We start from the raw sequence: 26,463 nt of genomic DNA on the forward strand, positions 1-26,463 counted from the left end.
TCAGGAACCGTCAGACATGATAATTATTATGGATAACATCTGATGAAGGAAGAACGCCTTCTTCTGTTATCTATATAGAAACTTGTTAACCAAGCAGTCTTATTGATTACATCATTATTATACTAGGGGGGTGATAAAGTGGAAAAAGATTTGCTTGAACAAGTGTATATAAAGTATATGAAACCGGTATACCTTTATCTTTTTTCCCTTTGTCACAGCCGTGAGACTGCCGCAGATCTGACGCAGGAGACGTTCCTGAAGGCACTTTGTTCCCTCGAACAGGCAGAGGAGGTACTTCCATGGCTGCTTAAGGTGGCTAGAAATCTATATATAGACCTGTGGAGAAAGGACCGCAGGATGGATGCCATGGAGGAAATGGCATTGACAGACGAGGCGGAGGAAGTGCTGGAACAGCTTATACAAAAGGAGCAGAACCGAAGATTATACGAGATGATCTTCCGGCTGGGCAGACGGGAACGGGAAGCGGTCGTGTTATATTACTTTGCCGGCCTTTCACAGGAAGAAATCAGCCGGCAGCTCGGAACAGGACAGGGCAATACCCGGGTCATCCTTTACCGGTCCAAGCGAAAGCTTAAGAAGATGCTGGAAGATACCGACGGGCAGTGTATTGACGAAACGGATTCAGAAAGAAGGTGTGGCAGATGAATTATGCAGAACGGTTCAGGAACTATGTAGATGGAGAGATAGGGGAATAGGAGAAAGCCCGGATAGAGAAAGACTTGGATAAGGCAAGAGTGCTGCTGGAATATCTGGACAGCAGTATGGATGAGGCGCTGTATGCAGAAGAAGAGGGAGCTGCCGGAAAGCTGCAAATGATAGGCTGGGTGACTGGCTTTCCGGCGGACACCTGATGGTCCAAGGAGAAAACGTCACACCAATGCCTGCTCATTATACAGCTTAAACAATGAGAGGATTAAGTCCCAACTGGCTGTTGGGTACTGAAACCCTACACTTATATATTAGGAGGAGAATGACGGAAGGGCAGAAAAGGGCAGGGCTTACAACGAAATGGGCCGCAGGATATCCCGAGCAGTAAACAGAAAGCTGCGGCGCTATGCAGTGGTGACAGGTTCGGTCGTGCTGCTGCTCGTATTTATCGCTATTCACGCCCTGTCTCCTGTTATGGATGCCATATATTATAACCCGTCCAGTCACAGAAATACACAGCCGCCGCTTGATTTGAACATGGCTGTATATATGGAGCTTGTGTGCGGGGACAAAGGATTCGCCTCTGTCAACGTACGCCCGGAGGGGTACGGAAGGCATTCCCTGGACGTACAGACGCAGATAAGCGGCAGGATAAGCCATCATTATCTAGAACTGAATAAAGACCACCTCTACTGGACGGATATGAGCTGGAACCAGCCGGATCTTCCCGTAAATGCATTTACCTACTCGGTGGAAGACAGGGAGACATACGCCGGAACGACAGTAGAGGAAGCTGCCGGAAAACTATGCGGTTTGTCCGAATCTATGGTCGTGCGCGCGGCCCTGTCATTCAAAGAGGCAAAAGATACGGAGCAGCTTGCAGCGTTCATGAAGAAATACAGCGGGGAATATCTCTACGTTCCTTTCGAGACCTATGAGGACCAGAGAGGGACCATGTCCGGTTTCATGGGATACAGGCCGGATGCCGCAGGCTACGTAAGGACAGACAGCTATGACCAGATAAGATACCCATATCTGGATCTGGCACAGTACGAAGAAGAGGGAGAGATAGGCGCAGATGTACCGACGCAGCATGTCACCTCCATGCTGGCTTACATGAAAGATAACGAAAAGTTCGGACAGATATTTACATCAGACGTACCGGGGGAGAACGTGTTCAACAGACAGAAGTATGAAAACGCGCTGGACTACGTGCAGAAGAATGGGGCAAACGGATATGGCGTGGTGGTAAATGCGGGCAGGGATGAACTGCTGCAAATGCTGTCAGATTCAGATGTAGACGGCATATACCTTATGGACGCTCAGCTCAAATTGTGAAAATTATGTGAATAGGGACGTAACCTTTTTGAATTTAGTTACGTCCCAAATTGACTTTTGACCTGTACCGGATTGATACGGCAGCGGGTTTTAGTGCAGGTTTTCGATTGTCTCCCAGAATGTGGGATAGGATACATCTACACATTGGCTATTATGGATCTGGGTCTCGCCTTCGGCCGATAAGCCTGCTATGGCAAAGGACATGGCGATGCGGTGATCCATGTGGCTTTCGATAGATGCCCCTTTTAGCATGTGCCCCCCTTCTATCACCATGCCATCTTCTGTCGGGGCGATATGTGCGCCCATGGCGCGAAGATTTTCGGTAACGGTTTGAATACGGTCTGTCTCCTTGACCTTAAGTTCAGCAGCATCGCGGATGACAGTAGTTCCTTCGGCGCATGCAGCCATGACAGCAATGACCGGAATCTCGTCAATGAGTGACGGGATAAGGTCTCCTTCGATAACGGTTCCGTGGAGCCGGTCTGGCTTTACGAGGATGTCCGCGCGTGCCTCGCCGCTCTGTATGGTCTCGTTTTCTAGGGTGATATCTGCCCCCATGTTCTGGCATACGTTCAGGAAGCCGGCTCTTGTAAAGTTGGTACCTACATTTTTAATCAGGAGTTCGGAACCGGGTACGGTGAGCCCGGCCGCGATAAAGTATGCTGCGGATGAGATATCTCCGGGTACATCGATCTGCTGGCCGTATAGCTCCCGGCAAGGTGCTACTGCAGCGGTGGCACGACCGTCCGGATGCATCGTTGCTGTCAGAGCAGCACCGAAGCTCTGGAGCATCAGTTCCGTATGGTTTCGTGACAGGGTCGGTTCTGTGACAGAAGTTTCGCTGTCCGCATATAATCCGGCCAGCAGGACAGCAGACTTGACCTGCGCGGATGCCACAGGGGATTCATAGTGGATGCCGTGTATATAGCCCGGCTCGATTTTCAGCGGCGCACAGCCGCTGCCATCCACGCTTGTGACCGTAGCACCCATGTTCCGAAGGGGAGTGATGATACGTCCCATGGGACGAGAATTTAATGATTCGTCGCCGGAGAGGACGGACGTAAAATTCTGTCCACTGAGTATTCCGGATATGAGACGGGTGGTCGTACCGCTGTTTCCAACATCTAATATCCCTTCAGGTGCGTGCAGGCCTCTGAGGCCTTTTCCATGTACGAGGATGCTTTTGGGCTTATGTTCAATCTCTACGCCCATGTTCCGGAAGCAGCCTATGGTTGCCAGACAATCTGCGCCTTCCAGAAAATTAGTGATTTCCGTCGTTCCAAGTGCTATGGAGCCAAGCATGACGGCACGGTGGGAGATGGACTTGTCGCCAGGAACATTTACAGTTCCTCTCAGCCCGGAAGTTTTACTGATATACTTAACGCTCATATACGATATACCTGAATTTCTGCAGTAAATCCGCCGCTCTTGAGGATGATACCTCATCGTAGAATTCAATGCGCAGAACCCCTTCTTCAAATTCTCTGTTGTGTACGATTCCTATATTTTTAATATTCAGATTGTTGGATGCCAGTATGGTAGCGATAGCGGCGATACCGCCTGCTTCGTCTATGATGTCACAATATACGGCAAAGGCCTTCTTGATTGGACCCGCGGAAGATTCTGGTATGGAATTGCGGTAGCTGCGGGAGCTGTCGAACAGATGATAAAGCCCCCGTTCATCACCGGCGTCTACAGTTCTTTTGGCCTCTTGAAGCGTTGCTATATAATCCTCCAGAATTCTGGAGATGTTTTCCTTATTCTTCAGGCAGATGTGCTGCCACATAGTAGGAGAGGACGAAGCTATCCGCGTTATGTCTTTGAACCCCCCGGCCGCCAGCTGCTTCATCATCTCTTCTTCCGTATCCGTGTCCCTCACAAAATTTACAAGGCTGGAGGCGATGATGTGGGGCAGATGGCTGATCGTACCGGTGACATAATCGTGTTCCTTGTAACTGAGAATGACCGGAATAGCCTTCAAGGCTTCGACGAATTTCCGGTACCGTTCTGTCTTTTCCTCCGGAACCTTTGCGGATGGCGTCAGGACATAGTACGCATTTTCGATAAGCATGGCTTTGGAGTTCACATAGCCACTCTTTTCAGATCCTGCCATCGGGTGGCCGCCGATAAAGTGCTCCTCAAGCCCTAATGCTTCCACCTCCTCATGGATGTTCGTCTTTACGCTGCCCACGTCTGTCAGGATGCATCCATCATCCACATATCCCGCAATCTGTTTCAGATAAGCGGTATTGTAAGAGACAGGAGCGCACAGGAAAATGTAGCTGCAGCCTTTAAAATTGTCGTCAATAGAAGTTGCCGCCACATGAATCAAAGACTCCTGCGTGGCGAGGGCAAGCGTCTCCCTGTTCTTGTCAAATGCTATGATCTCATAATCCGGAAAATACTGCCGGACAGCTTTCGCGATAGAACCGCCGATAAGGCCTAGACCGATAAAACCAATTTTATGATACATAGGTACACACCTTTCTTCAAATGGGTACAGGTCAAAGTTTAATTTGGGACGTAACACTTTTCAAAAAGGTTACGTCCTAAATTCTATCTTTTCTTCTATCTTTTGTCAATACTATAGCGCTTTAAAGTAGAGAAGCACTATTTATTGTAAAGCATGCATAAAAGAGTTGTAAAAACGTACAAGTTTTAGTACAATATATACATGAGATTCTACCAATATAAGGAGGCAGCGAATTATGAAGGTTTACAGAACGGATGAGATTAGAAACGTAGTCCTTTTGGGGCACGGAGGAAGCGGTAAGACGAGCCTTGCAGAGGCTATGGCGTATGTATCAGGAGCAACAAATCGGATGGGAAAGATATCGGATGCCAACACGATTAGTGATTTTGATAAAGAGGAACAGAAACGTAAATTTTCAATCAGTACAACCTTAGTGCCTGTCGAGTGGGAGAAGGCCAAGATTAACGTACTTGACACTCCGGGATATTTTGACTTCGTGGGCGAAGTAGAGGAGGCGGTGAGCGCGGCGGATGCAGCGGTTATCGTGGTATCGGGCAAAGCAGGAGTGCAGGTAGGGACAGAGAAGGCATGGCAGCTGTGCGACAAATATAATCTGCCGCGTATGGTATACGTAACAGAGATGGATGTGGATGATGCCAGCTTCCGCGAAGTGGTGCAGGAGCTCACAGACAGATACGGGAAGGTGATAGCCCCTCATTTCCAGCCGATTCGTGAAAATGAAAAGCTGGTAGGCTATGTCAACGTCATAAAAAATGCAGGACGGCGCTATACAGGAATCGGCGAGCGTGAAGAATGCGAGATTCCGGATTACTGCAAGCCAAATCTTGAAATATATAGGGAAAAGCTGCTCGAAGCCGTTGCCGAGACGAGTGATGAATTCATGGAACGCTATTTCGCGGGAGAGGAATTCTCTGTGGAAGAGATTCGTGCGGCTATGAGGACAGAAGTTATGGACGGAAGCATCGTGCCGGTATCCATGGGATCCAATATCCAGGCACAGGGCGTTGCCAACCTGCTTTCAGATATCGTAAGGTTCTTCCCGAGCCCGGCCAACAGAGAATGCGCGGGCATCAACCGCAAGACGAATGAGATATTCGAGGCCAACTACGAGTTCTCCAAAGCGAAGTCGGCCTACGTATTTAAGACGATGGTGGATCCGTTCATCGGAAAGTATTCTTTTATCAAAGTGTGTTCCGGCGTACTGAAAGGTGAAGATGTGCTTTACAATGCAGACTCGGATACGGAAGAGAAGCTTGGAAAGATATATACGATGGTAGGAAACAAGCCGGTGGAAGTCACAGAGATGTTTGCAGGCGACATCGGGGCGATTGCCAAGCTGTCGAGCACAAGGACCGGAGATACGCTCTCTGCGAAAGGGACCCCTGTATTGTACGGAAGGACAGAATACTCCAAGCCGTACACATATATGAAGTATATATGCAAGAATAAAGGCGATGAGGATAAGGTATCCCAGGCGCTCCAGAAGATGATGGCAGAAGATGTCACGCTGAAGGCTGTCAACGACAGCGAGAACAGGCAGACGCTGCTCTACGGCATGGGCGATCAGCATCTCGATATTGCGGCCAGCAAGCTTGCGGCAAGATATAAATGCGAGATCAGCCTGGATACGCCGAAGGTTGCTTTCCGCGAGACGATAAAGAAGAAATCCGATGTAGATACGAAATATAAAAAGCAGTCCGGCGGACACGGCCAGTATGGCCACGTCAAGATGACATTCGAGCCGTCCGGAAATCTGGAGACGCCTTTCGTATTCGCAGAGACGGTCGTCGGCGGAGCCGTGCCGAAGAACTACTTCCCGGCAGTGGAAAAGGGACTTCAGGATTCTGTCGTCAAAGGTCCTCTTGCCGGCTATCCGGTAGTCGGTGTCAAGGCCACGCTGTATGATGGTTCCTACCATCCGGTTGACTCTTCTGAGATGGCGTTCAAGACTGCCACGGTGCAGGCATTTAAGAAAGGCTTCATGGAGGCTGCCCCGGTGCTGCTGGAGCCAATCGCCTCTCTGAAAGTCACGGTTCCGGATGATTACACCGGTGATGTCATGGGTGACCTGAACAAGCGCCGCGGACGTGTGCTCGGCATGAATCCGATTGCCGGGGGCCGGCAGGTGATTGAAGCCGACATACCGATGACGGGACTGTTCGGTTATTGTACGGTCCTTCGCTCTATGACAGGCGGAAGAGGCACGTATGAATATGAATTCAGCCGCTATGAGCAGACTCCTTCTGATATCCAGGAAGCTGAAGTTGCAAAGCGTGCTGCTGAGAGCGAGTAATAATTATAGAAGAAAAGCCCTTAAGGGCTTTTTTTCTTAATACAAAAGTGCTATAATCTCTATGCTATACCGAAAACATTAGAGAATAAATAAGAGGAATAGAAAATGAAAATAGTGATCATAGGTGACGGCAAAGTCGGCCATAAGCTGACCTCTCAGTTATCCGAAGAGAATTACGACATTGTGCTGATTGACCAGAATGAAGGAAAGTTGAAGGAGGCGCTGAACCAGCTGGATATATTCTGTATTACAGGAAACGGAGCGGATGTTGAGATTCAGAGGCAGGCCGATGTGCCCCATGCAGATCTTGTCATTGCCTGCGCGTCGACAGATGAGCTCAATATGCTCAGCTGCCTGCTGGCAAAGAGGCTTGGTGCAAAACATACGATTGCGAGGGTCAGGAATCCAGTCTATTACCGGCAGATCGATCTGCTCAAGGAAGACCTTCACCTGAGCATGGCAGTAAACCCGGAGCTGGCGGCGGCCAATGAGATAGCACGGGTGCTGCTTTTCCCCGAGACGAGCAAAGTGGAGACATTTATGAAGGGGAGGGTAGAACTCGTCGAGTTCCCTGTCCGCGAAGAGAGCCATCTCGTAGAGCTGTCACTTGCTGAAATCTACCAGAAATATCAGATAAAGATTCTCGTATGTGCGGTAAAAAGAGGAACGGAAGTGTTTATACCGGACGGTGACTTTGTACTGGAAAAAGGTGACAAGCTGCATATCGCGGCGGCCCACCAGGAGCTGAAGTCATTCTTCTGTGCACTTGGGCGCAAGACGACAAAGGTGAGGAAAGTGCTGATCTGCGGTGGCGGGCACGTGTGCTTCTACCTTGCGGGGCAGCTGCTGCAGGCGGGCATGCAGGTAAAGATCATTGAGAAAAATGAGAAGAGATGCGAAGTGCTCTGCGAGAATCTGCCGCGTGCGACAGTAATCCACGGCGATGCGGCAAGCCATGAGCTGCTTCTTGAAGAGGGCATCCAGAGCGCAGACGCGGTAGTTGCCCTGACCGGGATGGATGAGGAAAATATCATCATGGCGCTGTTTGCCAAGACGCAGGGTGTCAGCAAGATAGTAGCCAAGGTAAATGAAGATACGAGGGCGCAGATGGTGGAAGGGCTTGGGATAGACAGTATCATCTCAGCCAAAAGCGCGACCGCAGATGCCATACTTGGATACGTGAGGGCGAGGAACAATTCGGCCAGAAGCGTGAACATGGAGACGATGTACCGGCTGATCAACGGCAAGATAGAGGCACAGGAGTTCATTATAAAAAAAGAGGGCCCATATACGAACGTACCGCTGAAGGACCTGCCGACGAAGCCGAATAACCTTATCGCCTGCATCGGGCGTAAAAGAAAGATTATCATTCCGGGAGGGGAAGACCATCTGGAAGTCGGGGACAGTGTGATTATCATTACAAAAGAACATGTCATCAATGATTTGAGCGATATACTTGCATAGGGAGTCTAAAGGAAAGTTATGAATACGAAAATGATACGTTTTATATTGGGCAAGATGCTTGGAGTGGAAGCGATTCTGTTGCTTCTTCCGGCACTGGTGGGTGCTGTCTACGGAGAGAAGGACGCCATTTATTTTCTGCCGGTATCGGCGGTACTGCTTGTCTTTTATTTTATCGCGGGGCAGCGGAAGCCTCAGAACCGTACGATTTACGGGAAAGAGGGCATGATAATCGTTGCAAGCGCCTGGATTCTCTGGTCCCTGTTCGGAGCCCTGCCCTTTACGCTGTCCGGCTGCATCCCTTATTATCTGGATGCGGTGTTTGAGACGATATCCGGCTTTACTACGACGGGTTCTTCTATACTGATAGATATAGAGGCTCTTCCCCAGTGCATGCTTTTCTGGCGGAGCTTTACACACTGGGTCGGCGGCATGGGCGTGCTCGTGTTTGTCATGGTCCTCACAAGCCTGGATAAGAACAATACGATGTACCTCATGCGTGCTGAAGTACCGGGTCCTGAAAAGGATAAGCTCGTGCCGAAGATGATGTCCACGGCACGGATTTTATACGCAATGTATCTCGGGCTAACGCTCATAGAAGTCATACTTCTGCTATGCGGCGGCATGGATATGTTTGACAGCCTGATCCATGCTTTCGGAACAGCCGGGACCGGCGGTTTTTCAAATTATGCCGCCAGCGTCGGGCATTTTGAAAGCGCATATATCGATGGTGTCGTCACCGTCTTTATGATATTGTTTGGTATTAACTTCAACCTCTATTTCCTCCTTCTGCTTGGCGAGGCCAAATCCGTATGGAAGAATGAGGAGCTCAGGGTGTATCTCGGAATCATAGCCGGTGCGATTGCCATCATAACGCTGAATATAAGCGGCCAGTTCCCGAACCCGCTGAAAGCGTTACGATACGCGGCGTTCCAGGTAGCCTCCATCATAACGACTACCGGATACGCGACGGCTGATTATAATGGATGGCCGATGCTGTCGCAGTGCATATTGATTCTGCTAATGATCATCGGCGCCTGTGCGTCCTCGACCGGCGGCGGTATCAAGGTATCCCGTTTCATGATCGTCATCAAGAGCATCAGACGGGAGATGAAGCAGATGCTGCATCCGAAGTCCGTCAATATCATCAAGATCAACGGCAAGAAGATTGGGCCGGACGTGCTCCGGGTCGTGTATATCTATCTGCTGGCATATATGGGGATTGTCGTGGGCTCTGTACTGCTTATATCCATCGACAATCTGGATTTTGGAACTACATTCAGTTCAGTCATGGCGACGCTGAATAATATCGGTCCCGGTATCAATGATGTCGGACCGGCAGGCAACTTTGCAGAATTTTCACCACTTTCCAAGATAGTATTCTGTTTTGACATGCTGGCAGGAAGGCTTGAGATATTCCCGTTCCTCATGCTGTTTACACTGTCCGCATGGAGGAGAAAGTTCTAGAGGAGGGAATCAAGAGAAGGAGAAGTTTATGAAAAAGTCTAGGAAACTTATTGTCGCAATCATTATCATACTGGCAGCAGGTCTGTATTATTACGTCTCTTTGCCGGCTATCAACATCCATTCTACCGATGTCTGGTTTTTCATCCTGTTCCTGCTGGCTGCCGCGGCAGTGCTGTATGCAGTGCGTAAGAAGCTGGGAAGAGGGGAGCTGAAACAGAATAAAGTGATGAAGACGCTTGGATTTCTTGTTCTTGGCGTAGGCGTGATATATCTCATCGGGGCACTGCTATCCTCCCCTATCATCAACGCCAAGAAATACCAGAAGCTGATGAAGGTGGAAGAAGGAGAGTTTGCAGAAGACGTAGAGGAACTGTCCTTTGACAAGATCCCCCTGCTGGATAAAGACACGGCAGAACTCCTCGGCGACAGGAAGATGGGAAGCATGGTAGACATGGTATCCCAGTTCGAGGCGGATGAAATATACAGCCAGATCAACTACAAAGGCAATCCGGTGCGGGTGACGCCGTTGAAGTATGCAAGCGTAATCAAATGGTTTACGAACCGGTCCAAAGGAATACCGGCTTATATCCGTATCAATATGGCGACTCAGTCTACAGAGCTGGTTAAGCTCGAAGACGGGATAAAGTACACGACGAGCGAGCATTTCAACCGGAACATATACCGGCATCTGAGATTTGCCCACCCTACGTATATCTACGACGATTTGAGTTTTGAGATAGACGAAGAGGGGACTCCGTTCTGGATCGCTCCGGTCAAGAAGTTCAACATCGGCCTGTTCGGTGGAGAGACGGTAGGCAAGGTCGTGCTCTGTAATGCAGTTACCGGAGAGACGGAGGAGTATGATATCGAAAACGTACCTCAGTGGGTAGACCGTGCCTATTCGGCAGATCTGCTCGTAGATCTGTTCGATTATTACGGAACGCTGAAGCATGGCTTTTTTAACAGCGTACTTGGACAGAAGGACTGCCTGAAGACGACGGACGGCTATAATTATCTGGCGCTGGACGATGATGTGTGGATGTATACAGGCGTCACTTCCGTGAACGGAGACCAGTCCAATGTCGGGTTCGTCCTGTCGAACCAGCGGACGATGGAGACGAAGTACTATAAGGTGGAAGGTGCCACGGAGACATCGGCCATGTCTTCTGCAGAAGGGCAGGTACAGAACCTGAAATACACAGCGACCTTCCCGCTGCTCTTAAATATATCAGATGAACCGACGTATTTTATGGCGCTGAAGGACGATGCCGGGCTTGTGAAGAAGTATGCCATGGTAAACGTACAGAAATACCAGATCGTGGCTATCGGAGACAGCGTAAGCCAGTGTGAGGAGAATTATCTTGAACTGCTGCTGAGCAATGGCGTGAAAGAGGCGGAAAAAGACACGAGAGAAGTGATGACAGCCACCGGCAAGATAACAAAGATCGCCCAGGCGGTGATCGAAGGCTCGTCCCACTATTATATTATGCTGGAAGGCTCGGATGAGATATTTGATGTATCTGTAGTCGACTTTATCGATATCGTCAAATACGACGTAGGGCAGGAAGTCACGGTAGAATATAAGCAAGGGGAGAAAGCCAACACGGTAATGTCTCTTGCGGAAGGCAATGCAGAGGATAATACGAAAGCGGAGGAATAATGGAACTTAGTATCTTATTGGCTGAACAGATCGTAGCCCTGTTCCTGATGATGGCGGCGGGCTATGTGCTGGTAAAAGCCGGCTTGTTTGAGTCGAAGGACAGCAAGGTCCTGTCCAATATCGTAGTATATGTCTGTTCCCCCTGCGTAGTGGTGAATTCCTTTCAGATAACACTGACAAAAGATAAGATAATGGGGCTCCTGCTGGCAGCAGCAGGAGCTGTTATCGTCCATGCCCTTCTTGTGGGCCTGACGAGGCTTGTGCAGAAGCCCCTGCACTTGAATCCTATTGAGAAGATGTCGGTTATCTATTCCAATTCGGGCAACCTGATCGTCCCGCTCGTTTCTTCTGTACTCGGCCAGGAGTGGGTGTTCTATTCAACCGCGTATATGGTCGTGCAGACGCTGCTGCTCTGGACGCACGGAATCGGGGTCATTGACCGGGAACCGCAGAAGAATTATAAGAAGATACTTCTGAACCCCAACATAATAGCTATATTTGCAGGCGTGGTCCTCTTTGCAGGCGGCATACGCCTTCCGGTTCCGCTACGGGACTGTATCGGGGGCTTCGCGGATATGATAGGGCCGGCCAGCATGCTCGTCATAGGAATGATAATAGGAAATATCGATTTGAAATGGGTATTCCGGCAGAAGAGGCCGTATTTCATCTGCTTCATCAGGCTGATCGCATTCCCCCTGCTGTTCATCGCAGTATTCTGCTTCGCCGGAATGCAGGGGCTGCATAAAGACGCAGAGTACATACTGCTCGTGGTCCTGCTGGCGGGGTCGGCTCCGGCTGCGGCGATGGTGACACAGCTGGCACAGATATATAATAAGGACGCGATGTATGCAAGCGTCATAAATGTAATGTCCATCATCTTCTGCATTATATCGATGCCGGCCATGACATTATTGTACGAATATTTAGTGTAATTTGAAATATTTTGAAAGGGGTCAGACTTCCTGCCGCAGCAGGGGTCTGACCCCTTTCAAAATTCATTCAATTGCCTGACTATATTCGTCTATCTTGTTCAATACTCTCTCTTTTTCTGAACCTTCCAATGGAACCGGGCTGTAATCGTTATATCCGTTCGCCGATGACAAGGAACACGGTATCATATTGATATTTTCGTCCTTCTTAACGCCGTCCTTTGTTATGGTGAACGTCTGCTGGAATATCATCGTGTCCTTATCTTCCGGGTTGGAGTTTCCGCCGAAGCAGAAGTTGCCCAGGCTGTAGGCGATATATCTTCCTTTGTACTTTTCCACGCCCTGCAGCACATGCGGATGATGTCCGATGACGAGGTCAGCCCCCTCGTCGACGGCCAGACGTGCCAATGCCTTCTGCGTGTCGTTCGGGACATATTCACGCTCGATGCCCCAGTGGAAGTTGACGATGATAAGCTGCGCTCCGGCCTCCTTGAGGGCTGCGATGTTTTCCTTGACCTGCTGCTTCTTCTCCATATGTTCCGCCAGTTCATAGATGCCTGTCAGCCCGACCTTGACACCTTTGATTTCCATGATATCCGCCCGCTCATAGCCGAAGGTGGCAATTCCGGCATCCTCCAGGGCTGTGATGGTATCCGTATAGCTCTTCTCACCGTAGTCCCGGCTGTGGTTGTTGGCAAGGTTGGCCGCCTCCACCGAACTGCCGGACAGGATGGCGGCATATTCCGGCGGCCCTTTGAACGCGTACGTCTTGTCTTCGCGCTGCTCCTCCGTGGTTAGCGTTCCTTCCATGTTGACGATGGTCAGGTCGTCCGCTTCTAGTATCGGCCGAACATTCTGGAAAAAATAGTCGGCGCCCCGGGCGTTATAATACGCGTTCAGGCTCGTGTCGGGGTTGAAGTTCGCATCCGTGCCGAGCGTACAGTCGCCGATGGAGCTGACGGTGATGGTGGTAGACTTGGCGGAGTCTCTTTTATCTTTTTTCGTATGGATGACAATATTTTTAATCTCAACTTTGGAAGTGTCAGGCTTGTCTTTCTTTATCTCTTTCTTAGCCGTATTCTTCCCGCTGTTGGGCGTGCTCTTCGTAATCATGCTCTTTACGCCGGCAACGACCGCAACACACAATATGACGGTGAAGAGGGCGCCAAGCATCAACGTCAGCTTCCTCTGCTTCCTGCGCCTGTCCCTTTTCCGTTTTGCGTCTCTAATCCCACTCATAATTTTTTTCTCTTGTAAAATGGGCAGTTCATACCTGAACTGCCCCGCATTCTCTTATTTATGTAGTTACAGATAAATTATATCTTTGGAACATCGCCTCCATAGCCTAGTTCAATAACGTACAGTCTGCCATGTCTATTCCGGACAGCTCATCCTTCGTAGCACTGAGACTTACGTAGAATTCAATGTCGCATTCTCTCGAAACCTTTTTCAGCCTCTCAATAAATTCCGGTACGTTGTCTAATGATATATCGGCATGCTTTAAAAGTCCGTCGATAAATACACATTCAATATCGTGGTTGGAACTATACATGCCATATAAAAATCCGATGTACTCATCAATATTCTCGATAGATTTGAAGTCATCCATACAGATTGTGCGGATATCAAACGCCACGCTTGCCGTATCACGATGTGTCTTCTTAATAAATACTACATTGCCGTTGCAGACTTTCACCTGGCTGTTAGCCTGTTCGATCATCTGCTGTGTCTTTCCGCTGCCTTTCGGGCCAATCAATAAATTTACCATGGGAAACACTCCTTTTTTATGTATTTGACATACGTATTTTCTTGTCTTTTATTATACATTAATTCGGCATGATAGACAACCAGAAAAGTGAAATAAATTGAGGGTAATAACTTGACACAAAAAACGCATGTGGTACAATTAAAAATAGTGTTAAAATAGGAGGAATGAACCATGAGCACACCTTATAATCATAAGGCAATAGAGAAGAAATGGCGCGAGCGATGGGGGCAGGCCCCGGTGAATGTCAAAGAAGATGAGAATGGAAAACGCCAGAAATATTATTGTCTGGACATGTTCCCATACCCGTCGGGAAACGGGCTCCATGTGGGACATTGGAGAGGATATGTGATTTCTGACGTCTGGAGCAGATATAAATTACTACAGGGGTATTATATTGTCCATCCGATGGGATGGGACGCTTTCGGCCTTCCGGCGGAAAACTATGCCATCAAGATGGGGGTGCACCCTGCCAAATCTACGGCGGAGAATGTGGAGAACATCAAGCGCCAGATCAATGAGATAGCGGCTTTGTACGACTGGGATATGGAAGTGAACACGACAGACCCGGAATTCTATAAGTGGACACAGTGGATATTCGTGAAGATGTTTAAAGAAGGTCTGGCATATGAAAAGGAATTTCCTATCAACTGGTGTCCTTCCTGTAAGACCGGCCTTGCTAATGAAGAAGTTGTAAACGGCCAATGTGAACGCTGCGGCACAGAGGTGACGAAGAAGAACCTGCGCCAGTGGATGCTGAAGATTACCGCTTACGCGGAACGTCTGCTGAACGACCTCGACAAGCTGGACTGGCCGGAAAAGGTCAAGAAGATGCAGGCAGACTGGATCGGCAAGTCATACGGTGCAGAAGTAGATTTCCCGGTGGATGGAAGAGACGAGAAGATTACCGTATATACGACGAGGCCGGATACGCTGTATGGTGCGACGTTCATGGTACTTGCGCCGGAGCATGAGCTTGCCGCAAGCCTTGCCATTCCCGAGACAAAAGATGCGGTTGAGAAATACATCTATGATGCCTCGATGAAATCGAATGTAGACCGTATGCAGGATAAGGAAAAGACCGGTGTATTTACCGGCAGCTATGCAGTCAATCCGCTCAATGGAGAGAAGACGCCTATCTGGCTGTCCGACTATGTCCTTGCAGATTACGGTACCGGTGCAATCATGTGTGTTCCTGCCCATGATGACCGTGACTTTGAGTTTGCGAAGAAATTTGGCATACCGATCGTACAGGTCATTGCCAAGGACGGTAAAGAGATCGAGCATATGACGGAAGCTTACACAGAAGCGAACGGAACGATGATCAATTCCGGCGAGTGGAACGGTATGGAGTCCGCCGTTCTGAAAAAGGAAGCGCCACATACGATAGAAGAGCGGGGAATCGGAAAAGCTACTGTTAATTATAAGCTGAGAGACTGGGTGTTCTCACGCCAGCGCTACTGGGGCGAGCCGATACCTATCATCCATTGTCCGGATTGCGGTGCCGTGCCGGTGCCGGAAGACGAACTTCCGCTGACGCTGCCTGATGTAGAGTCGTATGAGCCGACCGGCACAGGCGAGTCTCCCCTCGCCGGCATCGACGAATGGGTGAACTGCAAGTGTCCGGTATGTGGCAAGCCGGCGAAGCGTGAGACGAACACGATGCCTCAGTGGGCAGGTTCATCATGGTATTTCCTCCGCTATGTGGACAACCACAACAGCGAGGCGCTCGTATCGAGAGAAAAAGCAGATGAGATGCTCCCGGTAGACATGTATATCGGCGGCGTGGAGCATGCGGTTCTTCACCTGCTGTACTCCCGTTTCTATACAAAGTTCCTCTGTGACATCGGAGCCGTTGACTTCGACGAGCCTTTCAAAAAGCTGTTCAACCAGGGTATGATTACCGGCAAGAACGGCATCAAGATGAGCAAGTCTAAAGGAAATGTAGTATCACCGGACGATCTGGTGAGAGATTACGGCTGTGATTCCCTGAGAATGTATGAGCTATTCGTCGGTCCTCCGGAGCTGGACGCCGAGTGGGACGACCGCGGCATCGATGGCGTGAACCGTTTCCTGAAGCGTGCCTGGAATCTCGTGATGGACAGCAGGGACAAAGACATCAAAGCGACCAGGGAGATGATAAAGGTACGCAATAAGATGGTTTATGACATTACGACGCGCCTGGACAGCTTCAGCCTTAATACTGTAATCTCCGGATTCATGGAACACAACAACAAGCTGATTGACATCGCCAGGAAGGAAGGCGGAGTAGACAAGGAGACACTGTCAACACTGGCAGTCCTGCTTGCCCCGTTTGCACCTCATATGGGGGAGGAGCTCTGGGAGCAGCTTGGACATGAAGGCAGCGTATTCCACGCCGGATGGCCGTCATATGATGTCGATGCCATGAAAGATGATGAAGTGGAAGTTCCGGTTCAGATTAACGGCAAGACAAGAGCCGTCGTAACGGTACCCGCGGATGTGTCCAAGGAAGATGCCATCGCGGCAGGCAAGGCGGCTGTTGCTGACAAGCTGACAGGTACGATAGTCAAGGAGATTTATGTGCCGAAGAAGATTATCAATATCGTGCAGAAATAATTTGAGAGAAAATCTCACAACAGAATAAAGTGCTTGAAAACATTGAAAAGTTCGCTGAATATCAAGGATTACAAGGATTTTGCTTCAAGAAAAAGGTATCGTAAAATACCGCAAAATATCGTAACAGATTTTTAAAATGGAGTAAATTTGGAGTAAAAAGCGAAAGAAAATGGAGTAAATATTTCAAGAATATGATTTGAAAATTGACGTAGGTAGTGAATAGATTACCTACGTTAGTTTGATATTATCGGAAAATATAAGTATAATTGTTATGGGAATAGACGAGGAATATAGATATTACAAGATATGGTATAGGGCTATTGAGATTTTCTTTGTTTTTTCGTATAATATCTATTGATAGATTATTTAATGTAAGAGAGGAAAATGATATGTTTGAAAATGTTGATACAAGAAAAGATAATGAGGATTTTGAAAAGAAGATAACACAAATATATAACAGATATTCTAAAATTGAAATCAGTGATAAATATCTTGAATTGTGGAATGGATTTGTTGAATTGATTCAATATGTACAAGGCCAGGATACCATTAATAATATGTCTCCAATGGAAGTGATAGCATTAATGAAAGAAATAGGACTTGAAGATTATGAAATTAAGGATTTATTTTTGCAACAGATAAAAGGGAAGTAATCTATGGATAAGATACACACAATTTCAGAATTGCTGAAAGAAATTATAGAATTTAAATCGGTAGTTTCAAATGAACAAATTTACTATAGAGGTCAAAAAAATGGGAAAAGGGCAGGCTGGACGTTACTGCCGACGTTTTATAGAGAGAGAAAGGACTATCCTAATATTTCATTTTATTTTGATAAGCAAGAAGAGCTAAATACAATATATAAATTTATTGAAAAAAATTATGATTATTTTAAAAATATTGCATTTAATGACTTGATAAGCATAATTAATATTTTGCAACATTATGGATTTCCAACGCGAGTTCTAGATGTTACTCAGAATCCATTGGTTGCACTGTATTTTGCTTTAGAGAAAGTTGAAAAAGATGATGGGAATGAACCAGTTATTTATTTGATATATGCTGAGAAATCCAATGCAGGGTATCTGATTAATAATGAATTGGAGAAATTTTACAATGAGGAGTTTGGGCAAAAAAAGAGATTAAATCCAATGATTCTTGTAAATGGATGTGTGTTATCAGAGCGAATACGGAATCAAAAGGGGGACTTTATTCTCTATTTTGAAGAGGGAGATATTAATGAAAACCGTAGTTTTACAATAAAAGAGCTTCAAATCTCTACAGATTCTATAGAAAGCTTAAAGGAAGAGTTAAATTTATTAGGAATAAGCGAAGCTACAATATATCCATCGCTAGCTACAGAAACACTTATATTAAAAGAGCAATTGCAAAATAGTGCACAACAAAGAGATATAAAAGAAAAAGTTAAGATTTCTATGTCAAAAGGATTATCAGATACAAAAGAGGTTGTTTCAAATGTTTTAGGTGATAAATTGGCGGATAGAAAATTCTTGGATAAGAAAAAAATGTTTGCAGAAATAAATATAAAACAATAATGTGGTTAGTAGTGTTTAAAAGAAGAGAAGAATTGTATTGTTACAAAGGAGAAATGAAGTGTCAAAATTAAATATAGACCAACAGACAATAAAAGAACTTTTTGAAAATAAAAAATCTGATTTTTTAATTCCAGACTATCAAAGACCATATGCATGGGGAGAAATGGAGTGTCAGACATTATGGGATGATATTTTTTCATTTGCTTTCCCGGAAAATGATTATTCCAAGTTCGATAGTGAAAATGATGAATATTTTTTAGGACCGATAGTTACGTACAAAAATAATAATAAATTAGAGATTATAGATGGACAACAAAGATTGACAACGCTAATGTTGCTCCTGCGTGCATTTTATTCTAAATTCACGAATATGCAAGATGAAAATTCAATTAGTACAAGAGATGATATTGCAAGATGCATTTGGAAAACTGATGAATTTGGAAAGCCTGATAAAAATAAACTAAAAATTGATTCAGAAGTATCAACAGATGATGATAAAGAAGAGTTCTTGACTATTTTAAAAACAGGAGTAGTGGAAAGCGACCATAAAAGTAGGTATGCAAAAACGTATAGATTTTTTGAAATGAGAATAAATGAATTTTTACAGGAGTATCCATCTTACTTTGCATATTTACCTACACGCATATTGAAAAATTGTATTTTATTGCCTATTGAAGCTGAATCACAAGATACGGCATTAAGAATTTTTTCTACTTTAAATGATAGAGGAAAGCCTTTATCGGATACAGATATTTTTAAAGCACAGTTTTATAAATTTTATTCGGATCAGGGCAGAAAAGGAGAGTTTATTAGTCGATGGAAAGCACTCGAAGAGTTAAGCGATAAGATTTTCCAAGCACCGTCAGGTTCTCCCATGGATGAGTTGTTTACGAGATATATGTACTATGAAAGAGCAAAACAACGTAATCGTAAAACCACAACGGAAGCATTGAGAAAATTTTATGAAAAAGATAAATATAGTTTGTTAAAAAAAGAAGAGACGTTAAAGAACTTAGAAGATTTGGCAACTTTTTGGAGTAATGTAGTATATCAAGATGATACATTTTCTGATAGAATACTTAGAAAACTTTTTGTTTTGAAATATGCTCCAAATGGTATGTGGACATATCTGGTAAGTGTATATTTTTTGAAAAATAAAAATGAAAACGGAGAATTGGATGAAGAAAAGTTTTATTATTTCTTGAATAAAATTATTGCATTTATCTGGACATATGCATTAGTACATCCGGGGGTTAATGCCTTGAGGACACCAGCTTATCCAGAAATGATAAATATAATAGATGGCTTACAGGTGGAATTTAAGGATTACAAATTTGATGTTGAACAAGTTCAAAACGTTTTAGATAATTATAGCTTTACAAATGGAAGACCTATTACAAAATCAATGTTGGCTTGGTGGGCATTTCATGATGAAAAGCAGATATTGCTAAGTTTGGATACTCAATTGCAGATAGAACATATTTTCCCTAAAAAAAGACAAGAAAATGAAAAAACATTGAAAGATAAAAATAATCTTGAATCCATAGGAAATAAGGCATTATTAGAAGAGAAAATCAATATTAGAGCCTCCGATTATCGTTTTCAAGATAAAAAGAAATATTATCAAGGGTTTCATACAGATTCTGGAAAAGTAAAAGAAGGAACAAAAATTCAAGAGCTATTGTCTTTAGCTATTGATAATGATAGCTTTACAGAAAGTAACATAGTAGAACGTGCAGAAAGAATGAAAAAAACGTTTATTGCTTATCTTAAAGAAACGGATTTACTTATAATTTAGTGATGTCAAGGAACAAGGCGAAGCCGATACGCCGTAGGGCAGTCCTTGACAGAACGGACACAGCCAACAACATCATGATACAACAGAGGACTTGAAAGGTCAGAACCTTGCAAGTCCTCTTGTCTGTTACTGGGCGTTCTGTTTTAGATACAGTGATTCTTTTTTCAGTTCTTTCAGAAATTCGGGAATAGCAGATATGTTTTGTTTTGTGGTGGTTTGGTAACACCTTTCTGTTTGTGAATAGGTCAGTTCTGTGATTCTCGGTTTATGTGTTTCGTTGTCAATTCCGTAGTAGTAGACAATAGAGGTTTCTAAAACCATGTGAATGCTGTCAAAATCTTTTGTGAAAATGCTGTGGCTGTCAGTATTGAAAAATTCACTCGGACATTCATAAAATTTAGAAGAATCTTTTTTGAAGAACATAGGGAGTATGTGCATTTCATTCATACTACGGTTTACAAGAACGTAGAACCGTGGAATGAGGGCAGAATGTTCATTCATCATACCGATATACACATCATGCAAATCATCAAGAAGATATTCCGTACACTCGTTGTTGTAAAAGACATATTGAGGTAAAGTGTCTGTTTTCTGCGTTGGAGTTTGCATAGGCACATTTTCTCCATTGAGCCATTTCACATCTACAGCTAATGAATCGGCAATTAGTTGTAGTTTATCTAGTTTTGGATTGTACTGTCCCGAAAGATAGGAACTAAACGCACCTTTGCTGATTCCTGTATCACGGACAATTTCTATCTGTTTTTTATTTCTTACTTTCATGGCAAATTTAATACGTTCTGAGATTGTATTCATCTGAAAAATCCTTTCTTTCCATATCTTGTTATAACTTCTCATATCTTATCGTTTAAGAATACTATACCACATGTTCAGAAAAAAGAAAACAAAAAGTTTATAAAAAACTAAACTTTCTATTGCAGAACGAATAATGCTGTGCTAAGATATAGTTAGTTCAGAAATAACTGAACCTATAACGACGTCGTAAATTGCAATATAAATAAGTGTGGCTGTCCTATCGGCAGAACGGGGAGAAAGGAAGATGTATGCAGATTACATTGACAAAGGAACAAGTGAAAGAAGCCTTTGGAGAACTTCGCTTTATGGGTGCGGATAACTGTTACCGCTATGACAAAGACAGCAAAAAGAAAACAGAGGAAGTGGAAGCTTTAAAACTTCATCTTGGAAGTATGAAACTAGGAAATAGTGTGGATATTCGTTTAGAAGCAACGGAACTTCCAAAGATTGAACCTTATGCGGTGGTGGAGTTGGAAGAAGCGGTCTATTCTCCTTATGTGCAGAGAGGCAATTTTCCTGTGTTAGTAGAACGGATTGTCTGCAAAGGTATTCGTACCATTTCAAATAAGCAGATGTAAACAGATTTTTGCCCCTTGTTCTGCTCCGTACCAAACGGACAGGTTGAGGGGCAAGGCAGTAGCTTTGGCTATTGCGGATAAAGGAGAGTGATAGATTGGACGAAAGAAACGAAAGTTTTCTTTCAGAACTCCCCTATACTAACAGGGGAGTAATACGGCAGAAAGAGGAATTGACAGCATTAATTGATTGGTGTCAGATAACCATAAAGGAAATTTCCCTTGAACAAGTGATAGAGGAAGTGTTGAGAATACCGTTAGAACTTATGGAAGTGTCAGATTATCAGAAAGGCATTGCAGGACATGAACTGGTGGGTGTCTTTGATAATATTAAGGTGTTGAAGCCGACTGGAAAGGCACAATATCAGGGATTTCAGATTTTAATGAGCGGTACAGGGTGTAGAAATTATGAGAACTTTCTGCAAATCAATGAAGAAACATGGTTTGATTTCTTGAAAAGAGTGTGCAGATATAATGTGAATTTTCCACGAATTGATTTGGCGATTGATGATAGAAAACCTTATTTGAATATCCCAACACTTATACAGAGGACAAAAGAGGGACTTTTATCAAGCAAATTGAGGGAGATAGATTTCCATGATTCGGGAGAACTGAAAGAGGAAGTCTTTCAGAGTAAAGGTGGCAGTCTGTATATCGGAAGTTCTGCAAGTAACCTACGACTGGTATTTTATGAAAAAGGATATGAGCAGAGCAGAAAATATGGTATAGAGATTGATACAAACTGGAATCGTTACGAGTTGCGATTTCGACAGGAAATGGCAGTCAGCGTGGTAAAAGAATTGTTACACTATCAAGATGTGGCAAGACTGGCAATGGAAGTGCTGAATAGTAAGATACGGTTTTTAGAGAAGCCGACAGACAGCACAAACACTCGGAAAAGGCTTTATCCTACTTATGGTGCATGGGCAGACCTGATGAATGATATTGGAAAAGTCAAACTGGTTATGCAACCACAAAAGAAAAGTCTGCAAAGGATATGGGAGTGGTTAGAGAAGTACGTTGCTCCGTCTTTGAAATTGTTTTCAGAGTTGGGAAAGATTGAAGAAAGAGATTATATCGGGAATTTGATAAAGAATGGAGAAATGAACAAAACGCAAAGACGGTTATTTGATGATTACAAAAAGGCTCAGTATTTTAGCGAAAGGGGGAAAACTACATAGAGAAAGCATTATTGAATTTAGAGGAATTTTGCGGATATATGGGGATTGGAAAAACAAAGGCAAGAGAGTTATTGAATAACCCGAAGAATAAATTTACAGTCCGCATTGGCAATCGGTTGTATGCAAACAAAAAATGCCTTGATGAATGGTTAGAATATCAATGCAAAAGGTCTTGAAAAGAAATGGGGGCACAGATATAATGAAAATTGAAATATTTACGTTACCATTTTTCTTTCATTAGCAGAAAGGAAAGTAGGTATGGGTAAAGATTTAAAAGGCAAAGAACTTGGTAAAGGGATTTCACAAAGAGCAGACGGGCGTTATATTGCACGATTCACAAGTAAAACAGGAAAAAGAAAAACGCTTTATGATTTTAAACTGAATGAGTTGAAACGGAAATTGCGTGAAGCGGTTTATGAAGATGAACATGGTTTGAATGGCAATGGCGAAAGTATCACTTTAAATGCATGGTATGTAACGTGGACGGAGTTGTATAAAAAGAAAACGGTCAAAATGACTACGATTTATAAGAATCACAGTTACTACAATGCAAGAGTGAAGAACTCTATCGGGAAAATGTATTTGCAGGACATCAAGACATATCACATTCAAAAATTTCTGAATGATTTAATGGATACTGGACTGGCACATGGAACAGTATCAAATATTCGATTTATGCTGAGTGATATGTTGGATAAAGCAGTATTGAGTGAGTACATTAGAAAAAATCCTTGTATCGGTGTGGAAATGCCAAAAAAAGTAAAAGCCGAAAGGCGTGTATTGATGAAAGAAGAACAAGAGAAGTTTTTTGCATTTGCTTCTTCTTACATACACATCAATGTATTGAAGTTTGCTGTGACCACAGGGTGTCGAATTGGAGAAGTGCTTGGACTAAAATGGGAAGATTGTGATTTTGAGAAAAGAGAAATTACAATCAATAAGACAATTCGTTATTCAAAGGCTTCCAGTCCTGTTGAGGGTTCAAAATTTTTCTATACGACGGCAAAAACGACATCAAGCAATCGTGTGATACCTATGACAGATGAAGTGTATGAGATTTTGCAGAATCAGAAGATAAAGCAGATGGAACAGAAGATGTGGAAACGCTCAATATGGAGACAGCATAAAGAATTTCAAAATTTGGTGTTTACCTGTTCGGACGGTTCGCCAGTTTACTATTACAACGTCAATAGTGCAATCAAAGACTATGTGACAAAAATCAATGTAATAGAGATTGAACTGGCAAAGGAAGAAAAGAGAGAGCCGAAGATATTTGAACTGTTTACCTGTCACACTCTGCGACATACATACGCTACAAGGTGCTATGAAAACGGAGTAGACCAACAGGTAGTACAGAAACTCTTAGGTCACTCCACATTGGCAACGACAACCGATTTATACACGCACGTTTCAGAAGAAAAGAAAAAGGAAGAAGTAGTCGAACTGAAAATAGTGGCTTAAATTTGGAGTAAAAATGGAGTAAATCAGAAGATAGATAGCGGAAAACAGCGTAAAATCAACATTTTTGAGTAGAAATAAATATTGTGCAGAAATAAAGCAATCGAAAGAAGATAGGGTAACTATTTCAAAGCAGTGGTGGAATAAGGCGTAGATAATGGAGACATTATCTGCGTCTTTTATAACATACGGATTTGTAGTCCGGTGTATAAAACAACATTGTCATATCTATCCGCCATATTATACTTATGTTTTTAACGGTACCGATTTGGTTTTCATGGATGAGGTGAGGCGGGATATCTGACATCAATTTACCATTGCTAGCCGGTCGAAGTTTCTGTATTATTATAGGTAGCAGACTGTAATCTTAAGATGAGAAAAGGATGGCAGGACGATGGTAGTAATAGACGATAACGCCAAGGCTTATATGCAGAAGTACGGGTGGAAACATATTGTGCTGAACATAGAGGACATCACGAGCTGATGCGCACCTCCGTACAAGGAGATGTCGGTAAGCTTTATCGACGAGGACAAGGATGTTATGTTGGAAAAAGGATACGACGTGGACGAAAGTGAACTGGGCAATGTATATTACCCGAAAGAAGGTATCATTATTCCGGGGCAGATAACTGTACGCTATGAAGAGTATCCGTGGATTACCTGTTTTGAGGTAGAGGGAATCGAGATTAAGAAGAAAGTCGGCGGTGAATCTGAAGAGAGGCCGGAGTGTTCTGGCGATATATGATATAGGTGGCCTTGACGGAAGGAATCAGAGGGAATGATAATGAAGATAGAAGGAAAATGGACCGGCTATCTTGGGCTGGGGCTGCATTCATCCTGTCTGTATTGGCTTACAGCAGAAGGCGTTATCATTATCCGGAAGGCAGAAAAGGATCGGGCAGGATACCGGCCAAAGGCTGGAAAGATGCTTGGATATGTCTGGCCCTCTGTAAGGTGATGACCTTTATTGACTGGCACACGCTGAAGATAATCGGGGAATCACGGGGACAGGACCTGTCCCGGATTGTTACACAGTATATATACTATATATTTGAAGTCGGCCTTGTCCTGCTTATCATCTTATATGGGCAGAAAGCAGCCGAAGTGATGCTTGGAAGAGAGAGCGGCATACCTTTTGGAGGCATCCTGCTGGCTCTGACGTGGGGAATGTTTCACTTCATTTCCCGCGGCGTTGGTATTGAATGGTGGAACGGGATTTCCTGCATGATTTTTTCTATATTGAGTGGTTTGATATATCTGAAACTAAAAAGAAGACCCATGTGCAGCTACCTCATGATAGCGGTAGGTTATCTTCTTTGATTTGCAATTCGCGGCGGGGAGTATTTATGGAGATTATAAGATTGGAAAATGTTACGAAAAGCTACGGAGACAAGCTCGTTCTGGACCATATAGACAAGGTGTTCCACCGGGGAGAAGCGCGGCCTTCGTAGGGCATAACGGCTGTGGAAAGAGTACGCTGCTTCGGATAATCGCGGGTCTTACGGTACCGTCGGACGGAAGAGCCGTGCAGGCGCCTGGGCTGCTGTTTCATTATATCCCTGAGAAATTCCCGCCGATACCGGTGACTGCAAGGCAGTATCTGCAGAACATGGGCATTCTTGACGGCATGAGAAGGGATGAGGCCGGAAGAAGGATAGAATCGCTCGGAGAGGACTTTTTCCTTAGCGAGCTGCTGGATGTCCCCATGAAGTCACTCTCAAAAGGTACGCTTCAGAAGATTGGGGTCATCCAGGCGCTCGTGACGAGGCCCGATGTACTGCTTCTGGACGAACCAGTGTCAGGACAGGACAAGGAGCCCCAGAAGGTGCTGATTGAGAAGACGAACGAGCTTCGGGGAAGAGGATGTGACGATACTGCTGTCGTGCCACGAAGAGCATATAGTGAATGCCATTGCACAAGACGTATATACCATACGGGAGGGAAGGCTGGAGGCCTATAAATCCGCCGGTACAAAAATGTGTACCGTCATATTGGAAAATGCAGGAGGTCTGGCGGCTGCCGGGAATATGATCAAATATGGCCGCTACTACCGGCTGAAGGCCGAAGAGCCGGAATGCGACCGTATATTGCCGGGGCTGCTTTCCCGTGGCTGGAGACTGAGAGGGATGTATAATGAAGAAGATAGCTGAACTGACAAGATATGGGCTGCACATCTACTTTAAAGGGAACAAATTCATCATGCCGCTTGTGGTCATTATAGTGTATCAGTACACGATGTATACCATCATGCCGGTTGGCATCGTGGACAGCTTTGTAATGGCGTCCTATCTCGTATTTTTCGTCCTTGTCTGGACAGGGCTCAGTGTATCAGCGGATGAAAATCCGGTGATGGAGCAGATTCAGCTGCTGCGTGTCAGGACAGCCTCTGCTACTATTTAAGCCGGGCG

25 protein-coding genes are annotated in these 26,463 nt (G+C 44.9%); 20 read left to right on the forward strand and 5 right to left on the reverse strand.

Translation table 11 applies throughout. The features are described from left to right. Window positions 1-138 precede the first annotated feature (138 nt). From E1963_RS00005 to E1963_RS00010, 3 genes are all read left to right on the forward strand, one after another. Entirely contained in the window at window positions 139-666 is a 528-nt protein-coding gene (locus tag E1963_RS00005) for an RNA polymerase sigma factor (protein ID WP_132273692.1), read from the forward strand. 74 nt (window positions 667-740) lie between these two features. Continuing rightward, the gene (locus E1963_RS21190; RefSeq protein WP_279230664.1) at window positions 741-872 is read left to right on the forward strand and encodes a hypothetical protein; all 132 of its coding nucleotides are present in this window, start codon (window positions 741-743) and stop codon (window positions 870-872) included. Window positions 873-1,029: 157 nt separating this feature from the next. Continuing rightward, window positions 1,030-2,007, forward strand: a complete 978-nt coding sequence (locus tag E1963_RS00010) for an anti sigma factor C-terminal domain-containing protein (RefSeq protein WP_132273694.1) — start codon at window positions 1,030-1,032, stop codon at window positions 2,005-2,007. Between the two features lie 90 nt (window positions 2,008-2,097). On the opposite strand, the gene aroA is transcribed toward E1963_RS00010, so the two are convergent. Both aroA and E1963_RS00020 read right to left on the reverse strand, forming a co-directional pair. After that, on the reverse strand, window positions 2,098-3,396 hold the full coding sequence (aroA, locus tag E1963_RS00015) for a 3-phosphoshikimate 1-carboxyvinyltransferase (RefSeq protein WP_132273696.1): 1,299 nt from the start codon (window positions 3,394-3,396) through the stop codon (window positions 2,098-2,100). Then, window positions 3,386-4,480 (reverse strand): prephenate dehydrogenase, encoded by a 1,095-nt coding sequence (locus tag E1963_RS00020; RefSeq protein WP_132273698.1) that lies wholly within the window; start codon window positions 4,478-4,480, stop codon window positions 3,386-3,388. Before E1963_RS00020 ends, aroA begins: the two co-directional genes overlap by 11 nt. A 235-nt stretch (window positions 4,481-4,715) precedes the next feature. Between E1963_RS00020 and E1963_RS00025 the strand changes: the two genes are divergently transcribed. The 5 genes from E1963_RS00025 (at window position 4,716) to E1963_RS00045 (ending at window position 12,314) form a co-directional block, all read left to right on the forward strand. Then, complete coding sequence (locus E1963_RS00025) at window positions 4,716-6,794, forward strand: elongation factor G (protein ID WP_132273700.1); 2,079 nt, start codon at window positions 4,716-4,718, stop codon at window positions 6,792-6,794. A 105-nt stretch (window positions 6,795-6,899) separates the two neighbouring features. Next, window positions 6,900-8,258 (forward strand): Trk system potassium transporter TrkA, encoded by a 1,359-nt coding sequence (gene trkA / locus E1963_RS00030; RefSeq protein ID WP_132273702.1) that lies wholly within the window; start codon window positions 6,900-6,902, stop codon window positions 8,256-8,258. Window positions 8,259-8,276: 18 nt separating this feature from the next. Beyond that, on the forward strand, window positions 8,277-9,722 hold the full coding sequence (locus E1963_RS00035) for a TrkH family potassium uptake protein (RefSeq protein WP_132273704.1): 1,446 nt from the start codon (window positions 8,277-8,279) through the stop codon (window positions 9,720-9,722). A gap of 28 nt (window positions 9,723-9,750) precedes the next feature. Continuing rightward, entirely contained in the window at window positions 9,751-11,382 is a 1,632-nt protein-coding gene (locus tag E1963_RS00040) for a CvpA family protein (protein WP_132273706.1), read from the forward strand. Next, entirely contained in the window at window positions 11,382-12,314 is a 933-nt protein-coding gene (locus E1963_RS00045) for an AEC family transporter (protein WP_132273708.1), read from the forward strand. Before E1963_RS00040 ends, E1963_RS00045 begins: the two co-directional genes overlap by 1 nt. 63 nt (window positions 12,315-12,377) lie before the next feature. On the opposite strand, the gene E1963_RS00050 is transcribed toward E1963_RS00045, so the two are convergent. Then, a complete protein-coding gene (locus tag E1963_RS00050; RefSeq protein ID WP_132273710.1) occupies window positions 12,378-13,550 on the reverse strand; it encodes a CapA family protein in 1,173 nt (390 codons plus the stop codon). A gap of 106 nt (window positions 13,551-13,656) precedes the next feature. Beyond that, window positions 13,657-14,079 (reverse strand): hypothetical protein, encoded by a 423-nt coding sequence (locus E1963_RS00055; protein ID WP_049727392.1) that lies wholly within the window; start codon window positions 14,077-14,079, stop codon window positions 13,657-13,659. Between the two features lie 171 nt (window positions 14,080-14,250). On the opposite strand from E1963_RS00055, the gene leuS reads away from it, so the two are divergent. The 4 genes from leuS to E1963_RS00075 all read left to right on the forward strand — a co-directional run bounded on the left by leuS (window position 14,251) and on the right by E1963_RS00075 (window position 20,028). Continuing rightward, window positions 14,251-16,674, forward strand: coding sequence for a leucine--tRNA ligase (gene leuS, locus E1963_RS00060; RefSeq protein WP_132273712.1), 2,424 nt, complete (start codon window positions 14,251-14,253; stop codon window positions 16,672-16,674). 389 nt (window positions 16,675-17,063) lie between these two features. Continuing rightward, entirely contained in the window at window positions 17,064-17,327 is a 264-nt protein-coding gene (locus E1963_RS00065; RefSeq protein WP_132273714.1) for a hypothetical protein, read from the forward strand. A 3-nt stretch (window positions 17,328-17,330) separates the two neighbouring features. After that, window positions 17,331-18,230 (forward strand): FRG domain-containing protein, encoded by a 900-nt coding sequence (locus E1963_RS00070; RefSeq protein WP_132273716.1) that lies wholly within the window; start codon window positions 17,331-17,333, stop codon window positions 18,228-18,230. Between the two features lie 58 nt (window positions 18,231-18,288). Next, entirely contained in the window at window positions 18,289-20,028 is a 1,740-nt protein-coding gene (locus E1963_RS00075) for a DUF262 domain-containing protein (RefSeq protein ID WP_132273718.1), read from the forward strand. A gap of 126 nt (window positions 20,029-20,154) precedes the next feature. On the opposite strand, the gene E1963_RS00080 is transcribed toward E1963_RS00075, so the two are convergent. Further along, the gene (locus tag E1963_RS00080) at window positions 20,155-20,841 is read right to left on the reverse strand and encodes a transcriptional regulator (protein WP_132273720.1); all 687 of its coding nucleotides are present in this window, start codon (window positions 20,839-20,841) and stop codon (window positions 20,155-20,157) included. Between the two features lie 248 nt (window positions 20,842-21,089). Here E1963_RS00080 and E1963_RS00085 point away from each other — a divergent pair, with 248 nt between their 5' ends. The 8 genes from E1963_RS00085 to E1963_RS00120 all read left to right on the forward strand — a co-directional run bounded on the left by E1963_RS00085 (window position 21,090) and on the right by E1963_RS00120 (window position 26,455). Continuing rightward, on the forward strand, window positions 21,090-21,419 hold the full coding sequence (locus tag E1963_RS00085) for a hypothetical protein (RefSeq protein WP_132273722.1): 330 nt from the start codon (window positions 21,090-21,092) through the stop codon (window positions 21,417-21,419). Between the two features lie 95 nt (window positions 21,420-21,514). After that, window positions 21,515-22,597, forward strand: a complete 1,083-nt coding sequence (locus E1963_RS00090; RefSeq protein WP_132273724.1) for a replication initiation factor domain-containing protein — start codon at window positions 21,515-21,517, stop codon at window positions 22,595-22,597. A 258-nt stretch (window positions 22,598-22,855) separates the two neighbouring features. Further along, window positions 22,856-24,058, forward strand: a complete 1,203-nt coding sequence (locus E1963_RS00100; RefSeq protein ID WP_132273726.1) for a tyrosine-type recombinase/integrase — start codon at window positions 22,856-22,858, stop codon at window positions 24,056-24,058. A gap of 502 nt (window positions 24,059-24,560) precedes the next feature. After that, a complete protein-coding gene (locus tag E1963_RS00105) occupies window positions 24,561-24,800 on the forward strand; it encodes a hypothetical protein (protein ID WP_243117498.1) in 240 nt (79 codons plus the stop codon). Between the two features lie 5 nt (window positions 24,801-24,805). Then, a complete protein-coding gene (locus E1963_RS00110; protein WP_201271973.1) occupies window positions 24,806-25,375 on the forward strand; it encodes a hypothetical protein in 570 nt (189 codons plus the stop codon). A 157-nt stretch (window positions 25,376-25,532) separates the two neighbouring features. Further along, on the forward strand, window positions 25,533-26,015 hold the full coding sequence (locus E1963_RS00115; protein ID WP_243117525.1) for an ATP-binding cassette domain-containing protein: 483 nt from the start codon (window positions 25,533-25,535) through the stop codon (window positions 26,013-26,015). Window positions 26,016-26,031: 16 nt separating this feature from the next. Further along, the gene (locus E1963_RS19515) at window positions 26,032-26,205 is read left to right on the forward strand and encodes a hypothetical protein (RefSeq protein ID WP_167482072.1); all 174 of its coding nucleotides are present in this window, start codon (window positions 26,032-26,034) and stop codon (window positions 26,203-26,205) included. Then, window positions 26,189-26,455 carry a hypothetical protein gene (locus E1963_RS00120; RefSeq protein ID WP_132273732.1) on the forward strand — a complete coding sequence of 89 codons (267 nt, stop codon included), beginning with the start codon at window positions 26,189-26,191 and terminating at the stop codon, window positions 26,453-26,455. Before E1963_RS19515 ends, E1963_RS00120 begins: the two co-directional genes overlap by 17 nt. Window positions 26,456-26,463: the final 8 nt, after the last annotated feature.

This window comes from Extibacter muris (assembly GCF_004345005.1).
Classification (GTDB): domain Bacteria; phylum Bacillota; class Clostridia; order Lachnospirales; family Lachnospiraceae; genus Extibacter; species Extibacter muris.